Origin of the sequence: Pseudomonas sp. MNR3A (assembly GCF_009650575.1) — a bacterium.
Lineage (GTDB): Bacteria > Pseudomonadota > Gammaproteobacteria > Pseudomonadales > Pseudomonadaceae > Aquipseudomonas > Aquipseudomonas machongensis.
Genome location: NZ_VZZS01000028.1, coordinates 67,857 through 90,976 on the forward strand (window position 1 = coordinate 67,857; position 23,120 = coordinate 90,976).

Annotated in this window: 22 protein-coding genes; 18 read left to right on the forward strand and 4 right to left on the reverse strand. The window is 65.5% G+C overall.

Annotated elements, in window-relative coordinates:
* Positions 1–228: 228 nt before the first annotated feature.
* The 3 genes from F6X62_RS18835 to mqo all read left to right on the forward strand — a co-directional run bounded on the left by F6X62_RS18835 (position 229) and on the right by mqo (position 4,287).
* Positions 229–1,293: a DUF2066 domain-containing protein gene (locus F6X62_RS18835; RefSeq protein ID WP_125930519.1), complete on the forward strand. Its 1,065-nt coding sequence runs from the start codon at positions 229–231 to the stop codon at positions 1,291–1,293.
* A 12-nt stretch (positions 1,294–1,305) separates the two neighbouring features.
* The gene (locus F6X62_RS18840; RefSeq protein WP_054892889.1) at positions 1,306–2,379 is read left to right on the forward strand and encodes an AI-2E family transporter; all 1,074 of its coding nucleotides are present in this window, start codon (positions 1,306–1,308) and stop codon (positions 2,377–2,379) included.
* Positions 2,380–2,643: 264 nt separating this feature from the next.
* Positions 2,644–4,287 carry a malate dehydrogenase (quinone) gene (mqo, locus tag F6X62_RS18845; RefSeq protein ID WP_065861399.1) on the forward strand — a complete coding sequence of 548 codons (1,644 nt, stop codon included), beginning with the start codon at positions 2,644–2,646 and terminating at the stop codon, positions 4,285–4,287.
* 228 nt (positions 4,288–4,515) lie between these two features.
* Here the strand turns inward: mqo and F6X62_RS18850 are convergent, their stop codons facing one another.
* The 3 genes from F6X62_RS18850 to F6X62_RS18860 form a co-directional block, all read right to left on the reverse strand.
* Complete coding sequence (locus tag F6X62_RS18850) at positions 4,516–7,941, reverse strand: hypothetical protein (protein ID WP_153774389.1); 3,426 nt, start codon at positions 7,939–7,941, stop codon at positions 4,516–4,518.
* A 199-nt stretch (positions 7,942–8,140) separates the two neighbouring features.
* Positions 8,141–9,463 (reverse strand): APC family permease, encoded by a 1,323-nt coding sequence (locus F6X62_RS18855; RefSeq protein ID WP_125930513.1) that lies wholly within the window; start codon positions 9,461–9,463, stop codon positions 8,141–8,143.
* Positions 9,464–9,601: 138 nt separating this feature from the next.
* The gene (locus tag F6X62_RS18860; protein WP_063543604.1) at positions 9,602–10,426 is read right to left on the reverse strand and encodes a carbon-nitrogen hydrolase family protein; all 825 of its coding nucleotides are present in this window, start codon (positions 10,424–10,426) and stop codon (positions 9,602–9,604) included.
* A gap of 177 nt (positions 10,427–10,603) precedes the next feature.
* Between F6X62_RS18860 and F6X62_RS18865 the strand changes: the two genes are divergently transcribed.
* The 8 genes from F6X62_RS18865 to F6X62_RS18895 all read left to right on the forward strand — a co-directional run bounded on the left by F6X62_RS18865 (position 10,604) and on the right by F6X62_RS18895 (position 17,619).
* Positions 10,604–11,389 carry a helix-turn-helix transcriptional regulator gene (locus F6X62_RS18865; protein ID WP_054892881.1) on the forward strand — a complete coding sequence of 262 codons (786 nt, stop codon included), beginning with the start codon at positions 10,604–10,606 and terminating at the stop codon, positions 11,387–11,389.
* Between the two features lie 414 nt (positions 11,390–11,803).
* Entirely contained in the window at positions 11,804–11,968 is a 165-nt protein-coding gene (locus F6X62_RS25230; protein WP_172964786.1) for a hypothetical protein, read from the forward strand.
* Between the two features lie 111 nt (positions 11,969–12,079).
* The gene (locus tag F6X62_RS18870) at positions 12,080–13,009 is read left to right on the forward strand and encodes an FHA domain-containing protein (protein ID WP_153774390.1); all 930 of its coding nucleotides are present in this window, start codon (positions 12,080–12,082) and stop codon (positions 13,007–13,009) included.
* A gap of 8 nt (positions 13,010–13,017) precedes the next feature.
* Entirely contained in the window at positions 13,018–13,380 is a 363-nt protein-coding gene (locus F6X62_RS18875) for a hypothetical protein (RefSeq protein WP_054892879.1), read from the forward strand.
* The gene (locus F6X62_RS18880; RefSeq protein WP_371105658.1) at positions 13,380–13,715 is read left to right on the forward strand and encodes a tetratricopeptide repeat protein; all 336 of its coding nucleotides are present in this window, start codon (positions 13,380–13,382) and stop codon (positions 13,713–13,715) included. The genes F6X62_RS18875 and F6X62_RS18880 overlap by 1 nt, the downstream gene beginning before the upstream one ends.
* The gene (gene sctV / locus F6X62_RS18885; RefSeq protein WP_153774391.1) at positions 13,712–15,853 is read left to right on the forward strand and encodes a type III secretion system export apparatus subunit SctV; all 2,142 of its coding nucleotides are present in this window, start codon (positions 13,712–13,714) and stop codon (positions 15,851–15,853) included. The genes F6X62_RS18880 and sctV overlap by 4 nt, the downstream gene beginning before the upstream one ends.
* A gap of 59 nt (positions 15,854–15,912) precedes the next feature.
* Positions 15,913–17,172, forward strand: a complete 1,260-nt coding sequence (locus tag F6X62_RS18890) for a type II and III secretion system protein family protein (protein WP_370671064.1) — start codon at positions 15,913–15,915, stop codon at positions 17,170–17,172.
* 30 nt (positions 17,173–17,202) lie between these two features.
* Positions 17,203–17,619 (forward strand): hypothetical protein, encoded by a 417-nt coding sequence (locus tag F6X62_RS18895; RefSeq protein ID WP_063546675.1) that lies wholly within the window; start codon positions 17,203–17,205, stop codon positions 17,617–17,619.
* A 20-nt stretch (positions 17,620–17,639) separates the two neighbouring features.
* On the opposite strand, the gene F6X62_RS18900 is transcribed toward F6X62_RS18895, so the two are convergent.
* The gene (locus F6X62_RS18900) at positions 17,640–18,425 is read right to left on the reverse strand and encodes a tetratricopeptide repeat protein (RefSeq protein ID WP_153774392.1); all 786 of its coding nucleotides are present in this window, start codon (positions 18,423–18,425) and stop codon (positions 17,640–17,642) included.
* A gap of 112 nt (positions 18,426–18,537) precedes the next feature.
* Between F6X62_RS18900 and F6X62_RS18905 the strand changes: the two genes are divergently transcribed.
* The 7 genes from F6X62_RS18905 (at position 18,538) to F6X62_RS18935 (ending at position 23,111) form a co-directional block, all read left to right on the forward strand.
* A complete protein-coding gene (locus F6X62_RS18905) occupies positions 18,538–19,116 on the forward strand; it encodes a type III secretion protein (protein WP_178117570.1) in 579 nt (192 codons plus the stop codon).
* Between the two features lie 22 nt (positions 19,117–19,138).
* A complete protein-coding gene (locus tag F6X62_RS18910; protein WP_054892873.1) occupies positions 19,139–19,354 on the forward strand; it encodes a hypothetical protein in 216 nt (71 codons plus the stop codon).
* A 93-nt stretch (positions 19,355–19,447) separates the two neighbouring features.
* Positions 19,448–19,795, forward strand: coding sequence for a hypothetical protein (locus F6X62_RS18915; RefSeq protein ID WP_371105664.1), 348 nt, complete (start codon positions 19,448–19,450; stop codon positions 19,793–19,795).
* A 4-nt stretch (positions 19,796–19,799) separates the two neighbouring features.
* On the forward strand, positions 19,800–20,582 hold the full coding sequence (gene sctJ / locus F6X62_RS18920) for a type III secretion system inner membrane ring lipoprotein SctJ (protein ID WP_054892871.1): 783 nt from the start codon (positions 19,800–19,802) through the stop codon (positions 20,580–20,582).
* Positions 20,579–21,205, forward strand: coding sequence for a type III secretion protein (locus F6X62_RS18925; protein WP_153774393.1), 627 nt, complete (start codon positions 20,579–20,581; stop codon positions 21,203–21,205). The genes sctJ and F6X62_RS18925 overlap by 4 nt, the downstream gene beginning before the upstream one ends.
* Positions 21,202–21,792: a FliH/SctL family protein gene (locus F6X62_RS18930; RefSeq protein ID WP_054892869.1), complete on the forward strand. Its 591-nt coding sequence runs from the start codon at positions 21,202–21,204 to the stop codon at positions 21,790–21,792. The genes F6X62_RS18925 and F6X62_RS18930 overlap by 4 nt, the downstream gene beginning before the upstream one ends.
* Entirely contained in the window at positions 21,789–23,111 is a 1,323-nt protein-coding gene (locus F6X62_RS18935; RefSeq protein ID WP_063543620.1) for a FliI/YscN family ATPase, read from the forward strand. Before F6X62_RS18930 ends, F6X62_RS18935 begins: the two co-directional genes overlap by 4 nt.
* Positions 23,112–23,120 lie beyond the last annotated feature (9 nt).

Sequence of the window (23,120 nt, forward strand, 5' to 3'; positions counted from 1 at the left end):
CGCGGCCAAGGCCGGCTCGGGAGGCGGCGGCTGCCTGTACGTGACTGGTCTGCGAAGGCGCGCGATTTTATCAGGGTTGCCCGGCAGCGGCCATCCTCCATTGAACGGCAAGTGGCGAGCGGTAGGCTATAAGAGAAGACAGACAGCACCGGCGCGCGCTTTTGCTTGCCGCTGACAGCGTGCAGCTTGTAGCTTCTGCCCTGAAAGTCATCTGGACAGGAATCCTTCATGCGTTTTCTCAATTACCTGGCAGTGGTTTGCATAGGGCTGATCGGTGCAACGGCACAGGCCGAGACCGTATCGGGGCTTTACCAGGTCCGCGAGCCTGTCGATGGGCAGGGCAGCGAGGCGCGGACCCAGGCCACCGCCAAGGCACTCGACACCCTGGTGCTGCGCCTGACCGGCGATGCCAAGGCGACGCAGAACCCGGCGGTGGTCGCCCTGCGCAAGGATCCGCAACAGATCGTCAATCAGGTTGGAAGCGACGCCGGCCCACCTGAATCGGTGGTGGTGGAATTCGACCCCGGCAGCACCGAGCGCGCCCTGCGCCAGGGCGGCCTGGCCCTGTGGGGCAGCAACCGGCCGTCGATTCTTGGCTGGTGGCTGTACGACAGTGTCGAGGGCAGCAGCCTGGTCGGAGATGGCCAGAGCAGCGCCGAGCCGCTGCGTCGCGCAGCCCAGCACCGTGGCCTGCCGCTGCGCCTGCCGCTGGCCGACCTGCAGGAACAACTGGTGGCCAATGCCAAGCAGCTCGAAGGCAACGACCCGGCGCCGCTGCGTGAGGCGTCCGAGCGCTATGGCGCCGATGCCCTGCTGGCTGTGCACGCCCACGAAGCCGACGGCAAGTGGCAAGGCAAATGGCAACTGTGGCTGGGCGAGCAGCGCGAGCAGGGCACGGCAGAGGGGGCCGACCAGGCCGCGCTGGCCGACGCGGTGATGCTGGCGATCAGTACACGCCTGGCACCCCGTTACGTCACCCGCCCGGGCGCGAGCAGCGACCTGCAGGTCCAGGTGCAGGGCATGAACCTGCAGCGCTACGCCGAACTGCTGCGTGTGCTCGAGCCCTATGGCCCGCGGCTGCAGATGGCCGACGGCGACACCCTGACCTATACGGTCACCGGCAATCGCGAACAACTGCGCGCGCAACTGGGGCTGGCGCATCTGCAGGAGGTGCCCGTCGATCCGGCGCCTGCCGCCGCTCCCGCTCCCGTAGCCGAGGCAGCGCCTGGCCAGGCGGTCGCCCCGCAGGCGGCTGCGCCAAAGCCGTTCGATGGCCTGCGTTTTCGCTGGTAAGGAGCCGCGAACATGACTGATGTACGCCGTTGGGTATGGTTGGGCATAGCCCTGCTGATCGCCGTCCTGCTGTACCTGCTGCACAACATCCTCTCGCCGTTCCTGGTGGGCATCCTGCTGGCGTACCTGGCCGACCCGCTGGTCGATCGCCTGGAGCGCCTGGGCCTGTCGCGCACCTGGGGCGTGGTGGTGGTGTTCAGCCTGTTCACCCTGGTGTTCCTCGCCTTGCTGCTGGTACTGGTGCCGATGCTGGCCAAGCAGTTGCTGCGCCTGTACGAGCTGGCGCCGCAGATGCTCGACTGGCTGCAGCATGTGGCCCTGCCGTGGGTGCAGAGCCGCCTGGGCCTGGCCGATGGCTTCTGGAAGTTCGACAAGATCAAGGCTGCCATCGGCGCGCACATGGGCCAGACCACCGACATCGTCGGCATCGTCCTGTCCCAGGCCACCGCCTCGAGCCTGGCGCTGATCGCCTGGCTGGCCAACCTGGTGCTGATCCCGGTGGTGGGCTTCTACCTGCTACGTGACTGGGACCTGATGATGGCCAAGCTGCGCAGCCTGCTGCCGCGCCAGCGTGAAGACCAGGTGGTGGGGCTGGCGGGTGAGTGCCATGAGGTGCTGGGGGCGTTCGTGCGCGGCCAACTGCTGGTAATGCTGGCGCTGGGCGTGATCTACGCGGTCGGGCTGTCGCTGATCGGCCTCGAGCTGGGGCTGCTGATCGGCCTGCTGGCGGGGTTGGCGGCCATCGTGCCGTACATGGGCTTCATCGTCGGCATCGGTGCAGCGCTGATCGCCGGGTTGTTCCAGTTCGGCGGCGACCTGTACCCGATGCTGGGCATCGTCGCGGTGTTCATGGTCGGCCAGGCCCTCGAGGGCATGGTGCTGACCCCGCTGCTGGTGGGCGACCGCATTGGCCTGCACCCGGTGGCGGTGATCTTCGCCATCCTGGCCGGCGGCGAGCTGTTCGGCTTCACCGGCGTGCTGCTGGCGCTGCCGGTGGCGGCGGTGATCATGGTGCTGCTGCGCCATGTGCATGACCTGTATAAAGAGTCGGATATGTACGCCGGGGATATCGATCCCGAGCTTTGAACCTCTCAATCGCCCGGCCCACGTGCCGGGCGAGCCCCTGGGACAACCCGCCACCTTGACGTTCCCGCCGCCAATTTGTTTGTGCTGGCGTTTCGGTTACAATCCGCAATCGTTTCAGCCGACCCAGGTCAATCAGACCAATGGCTGAAGCGTGTAAGGGTTCTCTGGCTGCTGAACAATGATCACAAAAAGCCTGCGCTGAAGAACAAGAAACACCTGGGCCAGCCACAGGCCCCCCTCCGTTCTACTGACTGGAAGTGATCAATGTTCAAAAAAGCTGGCAAGACCTTGCTGGGTCTGGCTGTCGCGGCGAGCTTCATGCAAGCGCACGCCGACGAAGCCAAGAAAGTCGATGTGCTCCTGATTGGCGGCGGCATCATGAGTTCGACCCTGGGCGTATGGCTCAGCGAACTGGAGCCGAGCTGGTCGATGGAAATGGTCGAGCGCCTGGATGGCGTCGCCGAGGAAAGCTCCAACGGCTGGAACAACGCCGGTACCGGCCACTCCGCGCTGGCTGAGCTGAACTACACCCCGATGGACAAGGACGGCAAGGTCAACATCTCCAAGGCGATCGAGATCAACGAAGCCTTCCAGGTGTCGCGCCAGTTCTGGTCCTGGCAGGTTCGCCAGGGCGTGCTGAAGAACCCGAAATCGTTCATCAACACCACCCCGCACATGAGCTTCGTCTGGGGCGACGACAACATCGCCTTCCTGAAGAAGCGTTACGAAGCACTGCAGGCGAGCCCGCTGTTCCGCCCGATGCAGTTCTCCGAAGACCACGCCCAGATCGCCAAGTGGGTCCCGCTGATGATGGAAGGGCGTGACCCGAACCAGAAGCTGGCCGTGACCTGGACGCCGATCGGCACCGACGTCAACTTCGGCGAGATCACCCGCCAGTTCGTCGGCCACCTGCAGACCCGCGACAACTTCAAGCTGAAGCTGTCCAGCGAAGTGCAGGACATCACCCGCAACAAGGACGGCTCCTGGCACGTCGAGTACAAGAACCTGAAGGATGGCAGCACCTCTGCCACCGACGCCAAGTTCCTGTTCATCGGTGCCGGCGGCGGCGCCCTGAAGCTGCTGCAGAAGTCGGGCATTCCTGAAGCCAAGGAATACGCAGGCTTCCCGGTTGGCGGCTCGTTCCTGGTGACCGAGAACCCGACCGTTGCCATGCAGCACATGGCCAAGGCCTACGGCATCGCCTCGACCGGCGCGCCACCCATGTCGGTTCCGCACCTGGACACCCGCGTGCTGGACGGCAAGCGCGTGATCCTGTTCGGGCCATTCGCCACCTTCTCGACCAAGTTCCTGAAGAACGGCTCGTACCTGGACCTGCTGAGCAGCACCACCCTGCACAACGTCTGGCCGATGACCAAAGTGGGCATCGAGCAGTACCCGCTGGTCGAGTACCTCGCCGGCCAGGTGATGCTGTCGGATGACGACCGCTTCGAAGCCCTGCGCACTTACTTCCCGAACGCCAAGAAAGAAGACTGGCGCCTGTGGCAGGCCGGTCAGCGCGTGCAGATCATCAAGCGTGACGAAGAGAAGGGCGGTGTGCTGAAGCTGGGCACCGAAGTCGTGGCGTCCCAGGACCGTACCATCGCCGGTCTGCTGGGTGCTTCGCCAGGCGCCTCGACCGCTGCGCCGATCATGCTCAACGTACTGGAAACCGTGTTCAAGGAGAAGGTCGCCACGCCTGAGTGGCAGGCCCGCATCCGCGAAATCGTGCCGAGCTACGGTACCAAGCTGAACGATTCCGCTGCTGCCGTGCAGAAAGAGTGGAACTACACCGCTGAAGTGCTGCAACTGGAGAAGCCGCCGGTCATCGACCAGAGCGTCGGGACCAGCACCGGTGTCGAGTCGACCGCACCTGCCGAGAGCAAGGCTGCCAACGACATGGCGCTGTAAGCTGCCTGAGGAGATGGCCTGTCGTCCGACAGGCCGTTGCCTGAAAAGCCACGAGGATCGCCGCAGGCGGGCTCGTGGCTTTTTTGTGCCTGGTTACAGTGTTTTGTGGCAGCGAGTCCCTGTGGGAGCGGGGCTTGCCCGCGAACACCGGCGAAGCCGGTGCCATCCACCGCGGCGTTCTTTTCGCGGGCAAGCCCGCTCCCACAGGGATGGATTGCAATCAGTGGCTCAATGATCCACGTGCAACTTGTCGTCCAGGCGGTTGCTCGACGAGCCATTCTTCTGCGGGGTCTCGTCGAAATGCTTCCATTCGGCCTCCTGGAAGCGGAACAGGCTGTCATCCTCCGGCGCCTCGCGGTCGCCGTAATGGTGGATCGAGTAGTGGGCATACTCGACCTTGTCCGCCCAGTCGCCCTGCAACAATCCATCGGCCGCCAGGTCCCGGTACCAGTCGTTTTCCTTCTCGCTGGCCTTCTGCCGTTTGTTGTGATCGACGAAGTAACCGATGATCCCGCCGATCACCCCCAGCACCACGCCCACCAGGAAGAATGGCCCGGTCAGTGCTGCGGCCGTGCCTGCACCGAAGAGGCTGGCGGCACCGAGTACACCGGCCGAGGCACCGAAGGCACCGCCGGCGATCTGCAGGCCTCCGGAGGCCTTGGCCAGCGGATCGCCATCCTTGATCGCGTTCTTGATGGTGAAGGCCCCCAGGACGATGTCGGCGAAACCACCGGCAAGGTCGGTGGCCGGACCCAGTACCTTGATGACCGACCCCGCAATCTTCGCCGCCTTGCCCGGTGGCAGCTTGACCGTGCCGGAGGCTGATACGGCGTCCTCCAGGCGCTGGGTAATGCCGCCATAGGCGTTCTTGGCGGCGTTGGCGTTGCCCGCGCCGTCACCGAGCACGTCGGAAAAGTCCCCGAGCTTGCTGCCGGGCAGGGTATCGAGCGCTTCGGCGATCTTGGCCTTGGTGCTCGCCGGCAGCTCGCTGAGCTTGAATTCGAACTTCGGCTCCTGGATCCCGCCCTTGCCCCAGATCTCCGGCAGGGTCTTGTCCAGGCCGAGGAAATCGACCAACCCGCTCTTGCCGACCAGCCCGCCGATGGCATCGCCGACTTTGGCGAAGTGGCTGCCAGCGCCGGCAAAACTGACGAAGTCCTTGGCGATCGACAGGCGTTGCTGCCAGGTCTCGCCCAGCTTGCCGCCCTGGCCGACCAGTTGATAGATGCCCGAGAACAGGTTCACCCCGGCACCCAGCGTGCCGAGGATGCCCTTGCTGTTGAGGGCGCTGAACACCTCGCCGAGGGTGCCGCGGTCGGCAATCGGCACATAGGGCTTGGACAGCACGGTCTTCAGGTCGGCCTCGCTGATGCTGCCCTTGGCCATGTCGATCTGCGACAGCTCTTCGAGCACCTTGGTGACCACCGAGGACTTCTGCTTGCCCTGCAGCCCCTCTTCGAGAAACTTCTCGATGACCTCCTGGGTGCGCCGCGGCATGTCCAGCAGCGAGCCCTTGAGCACACTCTTGAGCAGGCCGAACAGGTCCTTGGTGGCCAGCTCCTTGTTCTCGTCGGAAATCTTGCTCGGGTCGCCGACCAGGTCATTGAGGTCGCTGGTCAGGCCGTCGGCCTGGATCGACTGGGCCGCCTTGGTCGCCGCCTCCGGATCGAACAACGACAGGGCCGAGAGCGTATTGTTGAGGTCTTCCTTGGCCTCGTGGTCCTTGCCCTGCTTCTGCAGGTCCTTGAGGTAGGCGATGTAGTCGGGGTTGTTGGTCAGGTCGAGCAGCTTCTGCTTGACCTCGTCCTTGTTGGGGATGCGGTTGAGCGCATCGTCCATCTTCGACTTGTAGTCCTTCTGGATGGTCTCGTCGGCGAACAGGGTGCTGATCTGCTCCTTGAGCTTGCCGCCGTCGATGATGTCGTGCATGTCGGCAGAGGTGAGCTCGGTCTGCTCCTTGTCGAACACCCGCCATGTGCCGCCGAAGGCGCCGGGCTCTTCCTCGTAGCCGGTGATGCCGCGGCCGTTCTGGTAGGCAGCCTGCGCTTCGAGGGCGCGGACCAGCTTGGCGCGCGGGTCGTCCTTGGCGATCGAGCCGTCCTGCACGCCTTTGCGGTAGCTGTCGAGCAACTCCTTGGTAGCCAACTCGCCCACGGTCAGTTCGGGCGAGGACGCATCCTTCTCATCGGCCTTGACCCCGGTCTTGAGATTGAGCGCATCGAGTTCCTCGCGCGGTGGCAGGTTGTACTTGCTGCGGGTCTCATCGACCTCGCCCTTGGTCCAGCCTTCCCACTTGCCGACCACTTCGTCGTACAGCTGTGGGCTCAGCTCCTTGGAGACGATGAACTTGCCCTCGTCGGTCTCGAAGCGGATCAGGCCATCGCCCAGCTCGTCCGGCGAGCCGAAGGACATGTCCTTGTTCTTGAGAAAATCGTTGGGGCCGGCGAGCTTGTAGCCCTCCTTCTCGCTGTCGTGGATCTTGCCCCAGGTGTCGTTGGCGGTCGCCACCTGCTTGAACAGCTCCGGCGAGATGTCGCGCGAGACCACGACCTTGGTGCCGTCGTGGGTTTCGTAGGTGAGGACATTGTCTTCCTGGCCGGTGGTCCAGCCGAAGCCCTTGTAGTCGTTCAGGCCCGGGGCCTGGGTGTTGGCATCGGCCAGCACGGCACCGTTGTCCAGTGCGGTGCGGATGTCGCCAGCCTTGGCCGGGTCGCTGTAGACCTCGTGCAGGCCGGCCAGGTAATCGAACAGCTTGGGGTTGTCGTCGCGGGCGACCACCACTTTCTCGCCATTGTGTTCGTAGCGGATAAGGTCCGGGCCGACCTCGTCGCGGGCACCGATGGCCGTGCCGTCGAAGGGCGGCCAGACTTCATTGTCGGTGGCGCGCCGGTAGCCGTCGGCTTCGCTGGCCTGCAGGCCCGAGAGGCTGTCATAGGCGCTGGCGGCGGCCTTGTACAGCTCGGGATTGTCGCGCTCGGACACCACGTATTTGCTGCCATCCTGAGTCTCATAGCGGATCACGCCCGGCCCGACTTCCTCGGCCGGGCCCACGGCGCGGAAATCGCCAAGCGCGCCGGGTACCTGCTGGTCGGCGCCGGCCCATTGGTAGCCATCGGCGATACTGCTGTTGATGCCCGAGAGTGCCTTGTAGTCCTGCGAGACCTGTTTGAACAGGTCAGGGTCGTCCTGCTCGGCGACGATGTAGGCCTTGCCGTCGGCGGTCTGGTAGCGGATCAGCCCGGGGCCGACTTCGTCAGCGGCACCGATGGCCTTGTAGTCAGCGAGGGTAGCGGGGGCCTGGGCGTCCTTGCCGAGCAGTTCGTAGCCGTCCTGCTTGCTCTTGGCGATGGCCTCCAGTGCCGGGCGGGCCTCGACGATCTGTTGGTAGAGCTTGGGGTTGGTGGCCTTGCTGACCAGCACGGCGTCGCCTGCGGTCGTCACGTAGCGCACGGTGTCGGCCCCCTGGGCGCCGGGGGCTTCGATCGAGGCCAGCTCGCCCAATGCGGGCATCTGCTCGTCGGGCTTGGCGCTGCGGTAGCTGTCGGCGTTGCGCTCGCTGTTGGCGAGCAGCACGCGGAAGGTGGCGGCGGGCTTGTGGTCGCGTAGCTCTGACAGTTTGATGTCGGCGCTGCGGGTGAGGGGGCTGGTCGACATGCCGTGAAACTCCTTTCGTCGGGGCAGAAAGGGCGCAAGGCGTGTCAGTTGCTGGACGCTCGGCGACCCTCGAGGCGGCTCGACGGTAGCAGAACAAGATGTAAGCAAAGGTTTCAGTGCACGGGAATTCACAACGTTTTACGGCAGTGAAAGGCCTGTGGGAGCGGGCAAGCCCGCCCCACAGGCCGATGCGATCCGATCACGCTTCTTCGAAATGCATCTCTGGCGGCTGCTTGCTGAACCCTCCCGTCAGCACGGCCAGATACAGGATGCCCGCCGCCAGCCAGGCCAGGCCGAGGTAGATCGCCAGGTGATCCAGGCTTACCATCAGCCACAGGTCTGCCAGCAGGCCGATCAGCGGGAACACCAGGAACAGCAGCACCGCGCGTGGCCCGCGTTCGCCACGGCCGATCCAGTAGTGGAACACCACCGACAGGTTGACCAGGCTGAAGGCCAGGAAGGCGCCGAAGTTGATGAACGAGGTGGAGGTCGTGACATCCATGTGCAACGCCAGCAGCGCCACCACGCCGCACAGCACGATGCTGCCGACCGGGGTGCCGAAGCGCTCGCTCAGGCGCCCGAAGAATGCCTTGGGCAGTACACCGTCACGCCCCATGGCGAACAGCAAGCGCGAGGCGCTGGCCTGGGCGGATAGCCCCGAGGTGAACTGACCGACGATCAAGCCGACCAGGAACAGGCTGACGAACAGGTCGCCACCGATGTTGCGGGCGATCTCGTAGGCCGCCGAGTCGGCGTTTTCGAACTGGGTGGAGGGGTGGGCAAGCTGCACGAAGTAGCTGGCGGCGATGAACAGGAAGCCACCGATCAGGGTAATCAGCAGGATTGCCCGCGGGATGTTCTTGCGCGGCTCGTGGGTTTCCTCGGTCAGGGTACTCACGGCATCGAAGCCCAGGAACGAATAGCAGGCAATCGCTGCACCGCTCATGATCAGCGGCAGTTGCACGCCTTCCTTGAAGAACGGCTCAAGCGACCACAGCGGTTTGCTCGCGTCCCCCAGCACATAGTGGATCGCCAACACCACGAAGGCCGCCAGCACCAGGAACTGCACCAGCATCAGGGCGCCGTTGATGTTCTTCGCCAGGCGCAGGCCGACCACGTTGATCGCCGTGGTCACGCCGATGAACGCCAGCACCCACAGCGCCTGTGGCACGGCGGGGAAGGCCGAGTGCAGGTAGGCTGCGCCGATCAGCCAGATGGCCATGGGCAGGAACAGGTAGTCGAGCAGCACGCCCCAGCCGGCCAGGAAGCCCAGTTTCGGGCTGATCGACTTGCGCACATAGGTGTACGCCGAGCCCGCCACCGGGAAAGCGGCGGCCATGCGCCCGTAGCTCAGGGCGGTGAACAGCATGGCGACGGAGGCAGCGAGGTACGCCGAGGGGACCACGCCGCCAGTGGTGTCGGCGAGGATGCCGAAGGTGCCGAGGACGATGATCGGGGTCATGTAGGCGATGCCGAACAGCACCACCGCACTGAGCGAAAGGGTTCGCTTGAGTCGGGCCATTACTGCTTACTCCAGATTATGTTTGTTATGCAGAGTCGAAATCGACGCAAAAAATGGCATCCCTTGCCCGTCGCGGGTCAGCGCTTTGCAGTCTGCGTGACCCTCAGGATTGTTGAGTTCCCTATAGATGCGGTGGTGTCAGCGGTTATCGATGATCAGCTCGCGCAGGCCGTTATCGTGCTCGCGCACTTCACCCGGCAGGACAAAGCGGCGCTCGGCCAGGTAGCTGTAGTCGCGACGGGCAACATCCAGTTGCGCCAGGTCCAGTTCCAGCCCGATGCGGCACTCCTCGCGCCCGGCTTCGCAGAGCAACTGCCCGTACGGGTCGACCACCGCGCTGCCGCCGGCGAACACCAGGGCGCCATCACCCTCGCCGACGCGGTTGACCATCACCGCGAATGCCTGGTTTTCCATGGCGCGGCCACTGATCGCGGTGCGGTGGGTCGGCCCGTAGGGGTCCATGTTGCCGTTGGTCACCAGGATCAGCTCGACGCCCAGTTGGCCGAGGGCGCGGGCGCTTTCGGGGAACTCGATGTCGAAACAGATCAGCAAGCCGACCCGCACCCCCTTGAACAGCGTGGTGGCGTAGCGGTCGCCCGGAGTGAAGATGCCGCGGTCCGACGCCCACAGGTGGGTCTTGCGGTATTTCAGGGCGATGCCTTCAGCGGTGATCAGCAGGGTGGTGTTGTAGAAGCGGCCGTCTTCACCCGCTTCGGCCATGCCGACCACCACGCCGACGTCACGTTCGCGCGCTGCCTGTTGCACGGCGCGTACGCTTGGGCCGTCAAGGGGTTCGGCGAGGGTTGCGATGTTGTCTTCGCTGGGGAACCCCATCAGCTGGGTTTCAGGGAATACCACCAGGTCGGTGCCGGCAGGGCAGGCGTGGATCGCCTCCAGGGTGCGGCTCAGGTTGTAGGCGGTGTCACCGTCGCGGCCCACCAGTTGCACGAGTTCGACCTTCATTGCTGTTCTCATAGACCCAATCTTTTATTGAAATGCCCGAGCCATGGCGGTGACATGACCGCCCGGTGAAAAACGGTCAGAATGCGCATCGGACCGAGGCAAGGCTTGCCCGAGTATGCGTCGGGCACCGTATCAGGGGTAATTACGCCCACGTGGTAACCCAACAGGGGTAGAGGCATGAACCTTACGCTGCAGGACCTGGCCTGGCACCGCTCGGTCGGTCACCTGGTCGAGACGCTCGACAAGCCCGGCTTCTGGCTCGCCCTGGTGCGCCTGCTCGATCAGTATGTGCCGTTCGACAGCTGGGTGGCCTTGCTCTTCAGCAATGGTAGACCGCAAGTGTTCGCCGAATGTCCAGGCGAGGATGGCGGGCCCGACCCGCTGTTCCAGGACTACCTCAAGGGCCTGTACCTGCTCGACCCGTTCTACATCGCCAGCCGCGAGGCGCCGGGCAGCGGCCTGTTCCAGCTGGCGGACGTGGCGCCGGAGTGCTTCGAGCAGACCGACTACTACCAGCGCTACTTTCGCCTGAATGTGGTGGCCGACGAGGTGCAGTTCAATGTCCAGCTCGAGAAGGAGCGCACCTTGTGCCTGTCGCTGGGGACCAAGGGGCGTTTCAGCGCCGAGCAGATCACCCTGCTCGACCTGCTGCGCCCCTGGGTGGCCGGGCTGATGCGCCAGCGCATGACGTTCGAGCGTGAATTACTGGAGCAGGCTACGCCACCGGCGCCACGCTGGCAGAGTCGCCTGGAGGAAACCGTCGAGGCGCTGCAGACACCTCTGACTGCACGGGAACTGGAAGTCGGGCGCTTGATGCTCAGTGGTTGTTCGAGCAAGGAAATAGCGCGCAAGCTGGCGATATCCGCCGAGACCGTGAAAGTGCACCGCAAGCACATGTACAGCAAATTGGGCATCAAGTCACAGTCCGAGTTGTTCTCGCTGTTTCTGCAGGCGCAAAGTTGATTGAGTTCACAGAATTCATTATTTATCCGTTCATCCTGCCGCCTTGTAATATTTGCCCTGTAGTGCCTCCTGGGTGACTACGTTTGTTCGGTAACTGAACTTCACTGCCGGCTGTTTCGACCAGAAAAACAGCGCGTTTTACCCAATCCGAGACAATCAAAGGTATTCGGCCTTCCAGCTGAAGGCCTTGCTGTGCCTGGCTTGTAGCCTGTGTAAAGACGCTGCATGGTGATTTGTATCAAGAGTTTTCCCAACCTTTCACAACGTTTCACAGCAGTGGCGAATATTCATTGCCTAACATGGGCCCCGTGTTAGAGAGCGACTGCCTACATCCCCTTCGGTCGCTGTCTTGCACGGACTTCTACCCGCCTCAAAGCGGCTTCTTACGAATCCCTATCCTGAAGGAGTATCACCATGAGCAACGTACCTCCAGCAAGCAGCGGTGGCGGCGCAGATGCAGCAATCGCCAAGATGGAAGCCACTTTCAACATGGCTATCGAGAAGTCGGCCCAGATCACCGAGCTGACCACTGCCAAGAAGGCTGAGCTCGACGCCACCAAACAGCGTCCGCAGAACTGACGTTGTGCCTTGCGGGCGGGGGTTGCTCCGCCCGCATGTCTTGCAACGACGCATTTTTCGGCAAGGGTCTGAATGGCCGTTGCCCGTGGTATTCACGGTGGTGCCCCGCCCATGACAGCCCTTACCGCTCTGGCCGCCGTCACCGGTGGCGCGACAGCCTCCAAGCCGGTACTCAGCGTCACCCAGGGTCTGCACCAGGGTGGCCGGATCAGTCTGGACGGCACCCAGTACACCTTCGGCAGCACACCTGATGCCGACTTCATTCTCAATGACCCGGGCGTCGAGCCCCGCCATCTGGTATTGCGCCTGGCAGACGGCAAGGTCGCAGTCGAGGCCGTGGGCGGCGAAGTGCGGGTCGAAGACCAGCAGGGGCGGGCGATCATCGTTCCGCTCGGCAGCGGTTATCGCGCTCAGTTGCCGCTGCGTATCGCCTTGGGCGAGGCGCAGTTGAGCCTGGAGCACGAACAGCCCGCGCGCGCCGCTGCCGCAATCGCACAGCCCCAGCACGCCTCGGCATTCACCCGCACCCACGTTGCGCTGGCGCTGGGCCTGATGCTGATCTGCGCCTTCGCCTACGCCATGCGTGGCGAGCCACCCAAGCCCCTGGCCGCCAGCGTGACCCCCGTACCGCGCGCGCCGCAGATGCCTTCGCTGGCGCAGGCCCATCAATGGCTGGGGCAGCAGTTGCTGGCCAACGGCCTGGAAGGCGTACGGCTCAGCGAAGCAGGCGGGCAACTGGTGGCCGAGGGGCGCCTGGACCTGACGCAGAAGGCGCGCTGGCTCGCCGTACGCCAGGACTACGACCAGCGCTACGGCCAGCAGGTGATGCTGCACAGCACGGTCACCGCCCAGGCCGATGTCGCCCGTCCACGGGTGCGCTTCCAGGCGGTGTGGTTCGGCAACAACCCCTATGTGATCAGCGAAAGCGGCAAGCGCCTCTATCCCGGCGCGGCCTTGGCCGACGGCTGGATGCTGGAACGTATCGACAGCGACCAGGTGATCCTGGCCAGGGGTGAAGAACGCTTCACCCTGACCTTATAGGACCGAGCATGAGGATCGAGCCGCGGCCATTGTTGCCGTCTTCCACCGAAAAGACCGCCTCCGTCGAGGCCGTACGCCCGCTGCAGGCGCGCCCCAACGCCCGCTTCGATGCGCTGCTGGGCAAGCGGGAAGTGGCTGGCCGCCGTTCGCTGCGCGCAGAGCTCGAGCAAGCCTGTGCCGGCGAGGAGATCAACCCGGACCTGTTCAGCGGCACCCGTGCGCTGGACCTGTTGCAGTACCTGCTGGACGAAGTCATGCCGTCGCTGGATGCCGAACCGGAGATCCGCGAGCTGGCCGAAGACCTGCTTCGTGAAGAGATCCACCTGCGCCAGTCCCTGGAGCAGCAACGCGCCGAGGTGCAGGAACCATGATGTCCCGCGAACGACACGACAGCATCGAACTGCTCAAGGGCCTGGGCGACCTTTACCGCCGCAGCGGTCAGCCCCAGCGCGCGCTGGTGATGCTGTTGATCGCCGCGCAGATGGCCCCCCAGGACGGCACGCTGCTGCGCTACCTGGCCATGGCTTTCACCGACAGCGGCAACGCCAGTCGCGCCCTGAACGCACTCGACCGCCTCACCGAGCAGGAAGGCGAGTCACCCGGCCTGTTGCTGCTGCGCAGCCATGCGCTGTGGCGCGGTGGGCGCAAGGACGAGGCGCGCCAGTGCTTCAAGCGCTACCTCAGTGCACGCAGGGCCGCCCGATGAGCCCGCTCGATCGCCTCAACGGCCTGGCGCGTGCGGCGTCCCAGCGCACCGACGTGATCATCGTGTCGTTCATGCTGATGGCCATCGCGATGATGATCATCCCGCTGCCGACCTACCTGGTCGACGGCCTGATCGGCCTGAACATCGCCCTGAGCATGCTGATCCTGATCGTCGCCTTCTATATCAACCACTCGGTGGAGTTCTCGGCGCTGCCGCCGCTGATCCTGCTGAGCACCCTGTTCCGCCTGTCGCTGTCGATCACCACCACGCGGTTGATCCTGCTGCACGGCGATGCTGGCCATATCGTCCAGGCGTTCGGTGACTTCGTCATCGCAGGCCAGGTGGTGGTCGGCCTGGTGGTGTTCCTGATCATCACCGTGGCGCAGTTCGTGGTCATCACCAAAGGTGCCGAGCGGGTTGCCGAGGTGGCCGCGCGCTTCACCCTCGATGCCATGCCCGGCAAGCAGATGAGCATCGACAACGACCTGCGCAATGGCGACATCGACCAGGCTGAAGCCCGTCGCCGTCGTTCGCGCCTGGAGCGTGAAAGCCAGATGTTCGGCGCCATGGACGGTGCGATGAAGTTCGTCAAGGGCGACGCCATCGCCGGCCTGGTGATCCTCGCGGTGAACCTTCTTGGCGGCATGCTGATCGGCATGGTCGAGCGCGACATGCCGTTCGGCACCGCAGTGCACACCTATTCGCTGCTGACCGTCGGTGATGGCCTGATCGCACAGATTCCGGCGCTGCTGATTTCGGTGGCGGCCGGCACCGTGGTCACCCGCGTCAACAGCGACGGCGCCAGCGGTGACCTGGGGACGGAGATCATTCGCCAGTTGGGCGCCAGCCACCGTGCCTTGTTCCTCACGGCATTGATCCTGCTGGGCATCGGCCTGCTGCCGGGCTTCCCGGCGGCGGTGTTCTTCGTGCTTGCCGCAGTGCTGGCTGGCTCGGCGTTCTACCTCAAGCGTCGCCAGGCGGCCGAGCAGGCTGAGCCGGTGCAGGCACAGGAGGCCGAGGATGAACCCCAGGTGCCAGCGGTGGAGACCAGCGTGTCGGCGAGCAAGCCGCTCAACTGTCGCATCCTCCTGGTCATGGGGCCGGGCCTTGCGGCCAGTGCGCCGGAGCAGCCGTTGCGCCAGCGCTTCGAGGCGCTGTGCCACGAGATCCGTGGCGAGCTCGGCATCGATGTGCCCTTGGCCGCCGTGCATGTGGACGCGAAGAGCGCCGCCCAGCGCTTCGTCATCGAACTTGAAGGCGTGCCGGTGAGCGAAGGTGAACTGCCCGCCGATTGCCTGCTGCTCAGGGACGACCCGGTCAATGTGCAGTTGCTCGACATCCCGATGATCGAAGCCGACTCGCCCCTGGCTGCGCGCAGCGCCCACTGGATCGCTCGTGAGTACCAGGAGCGTCTGGAACAGGCGGGCATCGGCTTCATGCTCCCCGAGGAAGTGCTACGGGCGACGGTCGAGCGCACCCTGCGCCGCTACGCGGCCGATTTTCTCGGCATCCAGGAGACCCGTGCGCTGCTGGAAAGCATCGAGGGCAGCTATGGCGAACTGATCAAGGAAGTGCTGCGCAACCTGTCGTTGCAGCGCATGGCCGAAGCCCTGCGCTACCTGGTTGCAGAGGGGGTGTCGATCCGCAACCAGCGCGCCTTGCTTGAGGCCATGGTCGACTGGGGTGGACGCGATGCCGACGCCGCGCACCTGGCCGAGCACCTGCGCGCCGCCCTGGCCCGACAGATCAGCCACCAATATGCCGACCGCAACCGGGTGATCAGCGCCCTGGTGCTGGCGCCGGCTTTGGAGCAGCAGTTGCGCACGGGCATGCGCCGTCAGGACGGTGGCCGCGAGGCGATTCCCGAGCAGGTCAGCCGCGCCTTGATGCTGCAACTGCGCCAGGCCTGCGAGCGCCTGCCCGAAGACCGCACCAGCGTGCTGCTGGTGCACCCGGAACTGCGCCGCCACCTGCGCCGCCTGGTGCTGCGTGGCGACATGGAGCTGGCCGTGCTGTCGTTCCGCGAGCTGGCCGGTGAATACAACCTGCAGGCCGTGGGCACCCTCGAACTTGGCGACACCTCTCAACGCCGCTCCACCAGCGGCGCTTCGGTCACTTCTCTGGCGAGTGCTTCATGATCGGTTCATCACGCATCGGCGCTGTGTTTCATTACCGTTTGTGGCTGGGTCTGGCCGGCATGCTGCTGTCGTTGCTGGCCTGCGCCGACGAGATCGCAGTGGGCAGCCACGGTCGCCTCGACCTGGCATCGGGCGAGGGCAGGGTGCTGCATTTCAAGGCGCCGGTGGCCTCGGTGCTGGTTGCCGAGCCGGGCATCGCCGACCTGCAAGTGGTGTCCGACGGGGTGATCTACGTGTTCGGCAAGGCGCCGGGGCAGACCAGCCTGATCGCCCTGGACGATGCGGGCAAGCAATTGGCGGCCTTGAACCTGTCGGTGAACAACGCGACCCAGAGCGTCAGCCGTCCGCTGCAAGACCTGCATCCGGCCAGTGGTGCGCAGGTCAGCGCGGTGGGTAACCAGCTGGTGGCCAAGGGCTTGGTCAGGGATGTCGGCGAAGCCAGTGACCTCAATGCATTGCTCGACAACCAGAGCCCGGTACCAGCGGTCAACGCCGCGACCTATGCCGGTTCTGCCCAGGTCAACATCCGTGTGCGCTTTGCCGAAGTCTCGCGTTCCGAGCTGCTGCGCTACGGGGTGAGCTGGAACGCACTGTTCAACAACGGCACCTTTTCCTTTGGCTTGATCACCGGTGGTCGCCTCGCCGCCGACGCCGCCAGCGGTGCATCGAATGTCATCAGCGCCGGCCTCAGCTCGGGCAACGTCAACATCGACTCGATGCTTGAAGCCCTGCAGAGCAATGGCGTGCTGCAGATCCTCGCCGAGCCGAACATCACCGCCATGACCGGGCAGACCGCAAGCTTCCTGGCGGGCGGCGAGATCCCCGTGCCGGTGCCGGTCAACCGTGACCTGGTGGGCATCGAGTACAAGCCTTTCGGTGTCTCGCTGCTGTTCAGCCCGACGCTGCTGCCCAACGGCCATATCGCCTTGCAGGTGCGGCCCGAGGTCAGCAGCCTGATGGGCTCGGACACCACCGACGTCAACGGTTACCGGGTGCCGTCGTTCCGCGTGCGACGCGCCGATACCCGGGTCGAGGTCGGCAGCGGCCAGACCTTCGCCATTGCCGGCCTGTTCCAGCGCGAAAGCAGCCAGGACATGGACAAGGTGCCGATGCTCGGCGACATGCCGATCCTGGGCAACCTGTTCCGCTCCAAGCGTTTCCAGCGCAACGAGACTGAACTGGTGATCCTGATCACCCCGTACCTGGTGCAGCCGACCCGCGAGCGCGACCTGGCCACGCCCCTCGATGCCCTGCCGGGCCCTGCGACCGCTTCGGCGGGGCCACGCAGTGGCGGCAAGTTCGGCTTCTACATGAACTGACCGGGAGCGACCATGAAATCGATCTTTTCCATGTCGATGATCAGCGCCCCCGCCGGGCGCTGCTGGCTGTTGCCATTGGCACTGCTGGCTGGCTGCCAGACACACCTGGAGCCGGTCTCCTACTCACCTGATTTTCAGCACAAGACACTGGCCAATGGCAGCACCGAGATCCTGCCGGTGGAATGCCTGAAACCGGCGAGCAAGGATGACTTCGGCCTGGACGAGGACTTCGTGCCACTGCTGCCGCCAGGCTGCGCCAACAACCTCACGCTGATGCGCATGGTCGAGCAGCCGGACGACCTGGCTCAGGGGCGGCCGACCGGGCCGACCATGGCGGCGCCCGTGGGGCGTGCCGCACAGGTCTACATCGAGGGTTACGATCGCGCCGAGCTGCGTCGACGCCAGGATGAGCAGCAAGCGCGCGCCGATCGCCAGGAGAAGCAATGAAACGCGCGCATGTGCAGGTGCTAGCGACCGTCCACCAGGCCCAGCTCGCGGGCCTGGGCCTGGGCATCCGGGATCGCCTTGATGCGCCGGGCTTCGTTCAGCAGCGTCTGGCGTTCGCTGGCGGAGAGATCGTCCAGGGGCAGGCCGGCGACATCCTGCTCGCGGCCGGCCAGTACGGTGACCAGCAGTTCGTTGCGCTGGTGCCGGGGCAGGGCACGCGGCGACTGGCCGACCACGCGCACGGTGTCCAGGGCCCGTTGCGCCTGACCGCCGAGGGCGTAGGCCAGGGCCAGGTTGCAGCGGCTGTCGAGGTTGTCCGGTGCCAGCGCCAACCCCTTGCTGAAGGCCCCTTGGGCGGCCGCTGCCTGGCCGCGCAGGATCTGCGCGATACCCAGGCGGTTCCAGGCATCGGCGCTGTTGCCACGCTCGGCCGCCTGGGTCAGGGACGTGACCGCACGCTCCAGCTTGCCCTGGCGCAGTTGGGCGCTGCCCAGCCCCAGCAGGGCGTCGAGGTTGTCCGGCTGCAGTTCAAGTGCCTGCTGGTAGGCTCGCTCGGCCGCGCGCGCGTCGCCTGCGGCCAGCGTGGTGTCGCCCAGCTTCTGCCAGGCTTCGGGATGGCGCCCAGGTTGCTGCGCGGCATTCTGGTAGAGCGCAGCGGCCGAGGCGGCATCGCCGCGCTGCTGCAGATCGCCGGCCAGGTGCATGAGGCGGTCGTAGCCATCATCGCTACGGTTCGGCTGGCTGGTACAGGCGCCGAGCAAGGTGCTGGCGATCAGAAGCAGGGTGGACGGCAAACGCTTGGGCATGGGCAGGACTCGAGCGGACGACTGAGTGGCCATTCTAGCGACTTGATGTGTGATTTCGACTGCGCTTCATACGATTTCACAGCTGTGAGCCGCGCCAGGGAGGTAATCGCCCATGCGTAACCTGCTCTGGCTCACCACCCTGCTGCTGGTTCTGCTGTCGTTGCCGGTGCGCAGCGACGAGGGCAAGGACGAGCCCGACTGGTTCGCCCAACCCTACGCCTATGCCCTGGTCGACCAGGACCTGCGCGGCGCGCTGAGCGAGTTCGGGCAGAACCTGGAGCTGGTCGTGGTGGTGTCCGACAAGGTCCGCGGCAAGGCCCGCAGCCCGTTGCGCAGCAGCACTGCCGGCGACTTCCTCACCCAGCTGTGCGACAGCAACGCGCTGGGTTGGTACTACGACGGCAACGTGCTCTACATCAATAGCAACGATGAAGTGGCCACGCGCCTGTTCCGTCGCCAGCCCGGGTTGGACCTGGAGCAGTTGCGCGACTACCTGCAAAGCCTCGATGTGTACGGCCGCCAGTTGTCGCTGCGCCCTGGCGCCGAGCGCGATGAACTGCTGGTTTCCGGACCGCCCGCCTACCTGAGCATGATCCAGCAGCACCTCGACAACCGACCCCAGCCCGTCGCGACGTCCGCAGCCTCCCGGAGTATCCGGGTGTTCCGCGGCGCCAGCGTCAGCGATCACTGAAAAACCACCCAGGAGAAGCCCCATGGCCGTTACCCCGATCGATACCCCCGGCAGCACCCCGAGCAGCGCCGAAGCGCGCTTCGATGCGGCGCTCGACAAGTCCCAGGACGCCTCCGACGATCCAAGCTTCCAGGAGGCGCTGGTGAACCAGGCCGTGCTGATCGGCGGGCAGTTCATCATCATGCCCAAGGCCCAGGAAATGCTGAACGAAGCCCAGTCTTCGGACGACGACGAGTAAACGGCCATGACAGCCAGTCTCGCGACCACGGCGGCACTGCCGCCGTCAGGAGGACAAGGGGGGCTCGGTGCCTCCCAGAACCTCTTCGAAAACATGGCCAACAGTGCCAAGGGCATGCCTGAAGGTGCCAGCCCTCACCAGATCGGTGAAAGCCTGATGCAGCGCCTGGACGGCTTCATCGACCGCTCGCGCACCTTCAGCGCTCGGGCCGAGTCACTCAGTCACGGCAGCCCGGCGATGCCATCGTCGACCCCGGCCGCAGGCCCGTCACCGTTCGTGGCCACCGGCGCCGAGGGCGCGCCCAAGGTCGGTGATACCCAGGTCGCGAACATCGTCCAGTCGCTTGGGCGGATGTTCGACTACTCCATCGAAACCCAGATGGTGGTACGTGGCGCGACCCAGGTTTCCGGCTCCGCCAACACCCTGCTCAAAGGACAATGAATCGATGACCCGTCGTTGGCGAGCCCTGCGTGTGCTGATCGTCGTCGCCCTGGCCAGTCTGTTGCAGGCCTGTGACATGGACTTGTACAGCAACCTCAGCGAGCGCGAGGCCAATGCCATGCTCGCGGTGTTGCTGCGCGACGGCATCCCGGCCTCGCGCAAGGTCCAGGACAACGGCCAGATGAAGATCGTGGTGGACGAGCGTCGCTTCGCCGACGCGATGGCTCGGCTCGACGAGGCCGGGTTGCCGGGGCAGTCGTTCTCCAACCTGGGCGAAGTGTTCAAGAGCAACGGCCTGGTGTCCTCGCCGGTGCAGGAACGTGCGCAGATGGTCTACGCCCTGAGCGAAGAGCTGTCGCACAGCGTCTCGCAGATCGACGGCATCGTGTCGGCGCGGGTACATGTGGTGCTGCCGGACAACGACTTGCTCAAGCGGGTGATCTCCCCGTCGTCGGCCTCGGTGCTGGTGCGCTATGACGCCAACACCGACATCAATCCGCTGATCCCGCAGATCAAGACCCTGGTCGCCAACGGCATTTCCGGGCTCAGCTATGACGGTGTGTCGGTGACCGCGATCAAGGCCGCAGCCCCCAGGAGCGAAGACGAGGGGCAGCCGCGCCTGGTCAGCGTGATGGGTATCTGGATGCTCGAACAAGATGCGTCCCGCGCGCGTCTGCTGCTCGGTGGCAGCCTGCTGGTGGTGCTGGCCCTGGCCGGGCTGTTGGGCTGGCGGCACTGGCAGCAGCGTCGTGGTCGTGCGCTGTACAGCCTGTCGGAGGCGCCATGAGCCTGATGCCCCAATGGCAGGCCCTGCTGGGGCAGCCTCTGGCCTTTGTCGACCGGCGCCACCTGCGCCGCTGTTTCGCCGAGAACGTCGCCGGTGCGCAGATCCAGGCATTGATCGAGTCGCCGCGTTTCCAGGCGCGCCTGCAGGCGTTGATGCTGGCGCATTTCCAGTTGCAGCCGTTGGATCAGGTGTCGCAACCGACCGAACAGGACCTGCCGGTGTTGCTGCTGGCTCCGCAGGATTTCGCCCGTTTGCCGCGCCTGTGTGGGGCCATCTGGCACGGTGCGACCTTGGGCCGGGAAATCCGTCGCGAGGTGGTCGAGCACCTGCGCCAGGGGCTTGGGCATGAGGTCTTCGGCCTGGCCATTGCTCACCGCCAGTGGGGCGGGGCAATGGACCTGTTGCGCCAGCCTGACGATCTGCTGGCCGCCATCGACCACGACGGTGCGCGCTGCGTGCAGGCCTGGCTCGACGAGCAGCCCGCCGACCTGCGCGATTGGCTGCAACTGCGCCTGCCGCTGCCTGTGGCGGAAGGTTCGGCATCGTTGGCCGACCCTGGCATTGTGCGTCGGGTCGCCGCCTTGCTGATGCCGTTGTCCGAGAACCGGGAGAGCGTGCAATGAGTCAGCTGCCCAGCCGTCCGGCATCGCGCATCCTGCGTGCCGCCGAGGTCCAGGCCTGGACCGATGGACGCGATTACCTGCAGGCCGCCCGCGATGAGGCCGAACGTATCCGGGAAGACAGCGCACGCTGGCTGGAACAGGCCCGTGCCGACGGTTTCGAGCTCGGCCGTGCCAAGGGCGCCGAGGCGGTCAGCGAGTTGCTGGCCGACACTGCCGCCAAGGTCGAGGCCTATCTGGCAGGGTTGGAAAACAGCCTGGCTGACCTGGCCCTGGGCATCGCCCGCGAAGTGCTGGAGAGCTTGGGTGACGCCGAGCGTATCGTGCTGTGCACGCGCAAGGCGCTGGTTGCGTTTCGCCAGGACCAGGCGCTGACGCTGTTCGTGCCGCGCCTGGAAGTGGAGGCCGTGCGCCGCCGCATGCACGGCGAAACGGATGGCCTGGCGGCGATTGCCGTGGAGTCCGATGATCAATTGCAGCCTGGTCAGGCTCGCCTGAGCAGCCCGGTCGGTTCGGTGGAACTGGGGCTGGACGCCCAGTTGCAGGCGCTGCGCCGCAGCCTGTTGCCGTTCGCCGAGGTGACACCGTGAGCCTGCAAGCGTTGTTGCCGCGCCTGCACGCGCGCCTGGGCGATGCCCGGCCACGGCCGATGAAGGGCACCATTCGCAGCATTCGTGGTGTGCTGTTGCGCGCCAGCGTCGCCGGCGTGCGCATCGGCGAGCTGTGCCGCCTGCACGACCCCTCCAGTGGTCGCGCCCTGGCGGCAGAGGTCATCGGTTTCGATGGCGACGAGGCGATCCTCTCGCCGATCGGCTCGCTCGAAGGCTTGTCGACCCGCACCGAAATCACCGCTACCGGCGAGGCGCTGGGGGTGAGTGTGGGTGATGGCCAGTTGGGGCGGGTCATCAGCCCCATGGGCGATTACCTCGACGGTGATCGCCAGCCGCCGCTGGGGCCGATGCGCCGCTATCCGCTGCAGGCCGAGCCCCCCGAACCCTTCGCCCGACAAGTGATCGTCGATCCGCTGTCGGTGGGGGTTCGCGCCATCGACGGGCTGCTGACCCTGGGCCGCGGCCAGCGCATGGGCCTGTTCGGCGAGCCGGGGGTGGGCAAGTCGTCGCTGCTCGCCAGCATGGTGCGCAACACCGATGCCGACGTGGTGGTGATCGGCCTGATCGGCGAGCGTGGCCGCGAGGTGCGCGAGTTGCTCGATGTGCAGCTCGATGCCCAGGCCCGCGCGCGCACCGTGGCGGTGGTCGCCACTTCCGATCGCCCGGCCGCCGAGCGTGCCCGGGCTGCCTACGTGGCAACGGTGCTGGCCGAGTATCACCGCGACCAGGGCCGCAACGTACTGCTGCTGATGGACAGCCTGACCCGCTTTGCCCGCGCCCAGCGCGAGATCGGCCTGGCGGTGGGCGAACCGCCGACCCGCCGTGGTTACCCGCCGTCGTTCTTCTCGGCCCTGCCGCGCCTGCTGGAGCGTGCCGGCCCCGCAGCCCGGGGCAGCATCACCGCGCTGTACACGGTGCTCACCGAAGGTGACGCCGCGACCGATCCGGTGGCCGAGGAGGCGCGCTCGATTCTCGACGGCCATGTGGTGCTCAGCGCCGAGCTGGCCCAGCGCAACCATTTTCCCGCCATCGATGTGCTGCGCAGCCGCAGCCGCCTGATGGAGCAGGTCGCCAGCCCTGAGCAACGCCAGCTGGCCATGCGCATGCGCGAGCTGATGGCGCGGCGCAACGATATCGAAATGCTGATCCGCATCGGTGAATACGCCGCCGGCAGCGACCCACTCGCGGACGAAGCGATCGCCCGCCACGCCGCTATCGAAGCTTTCCTGCGCCAGTCGGCGGCGGAGCCGAGCGGCGCCCGACAAACCCTGGAACACATGCGCAAGGTGCTGGCATGAGAGAGGAGC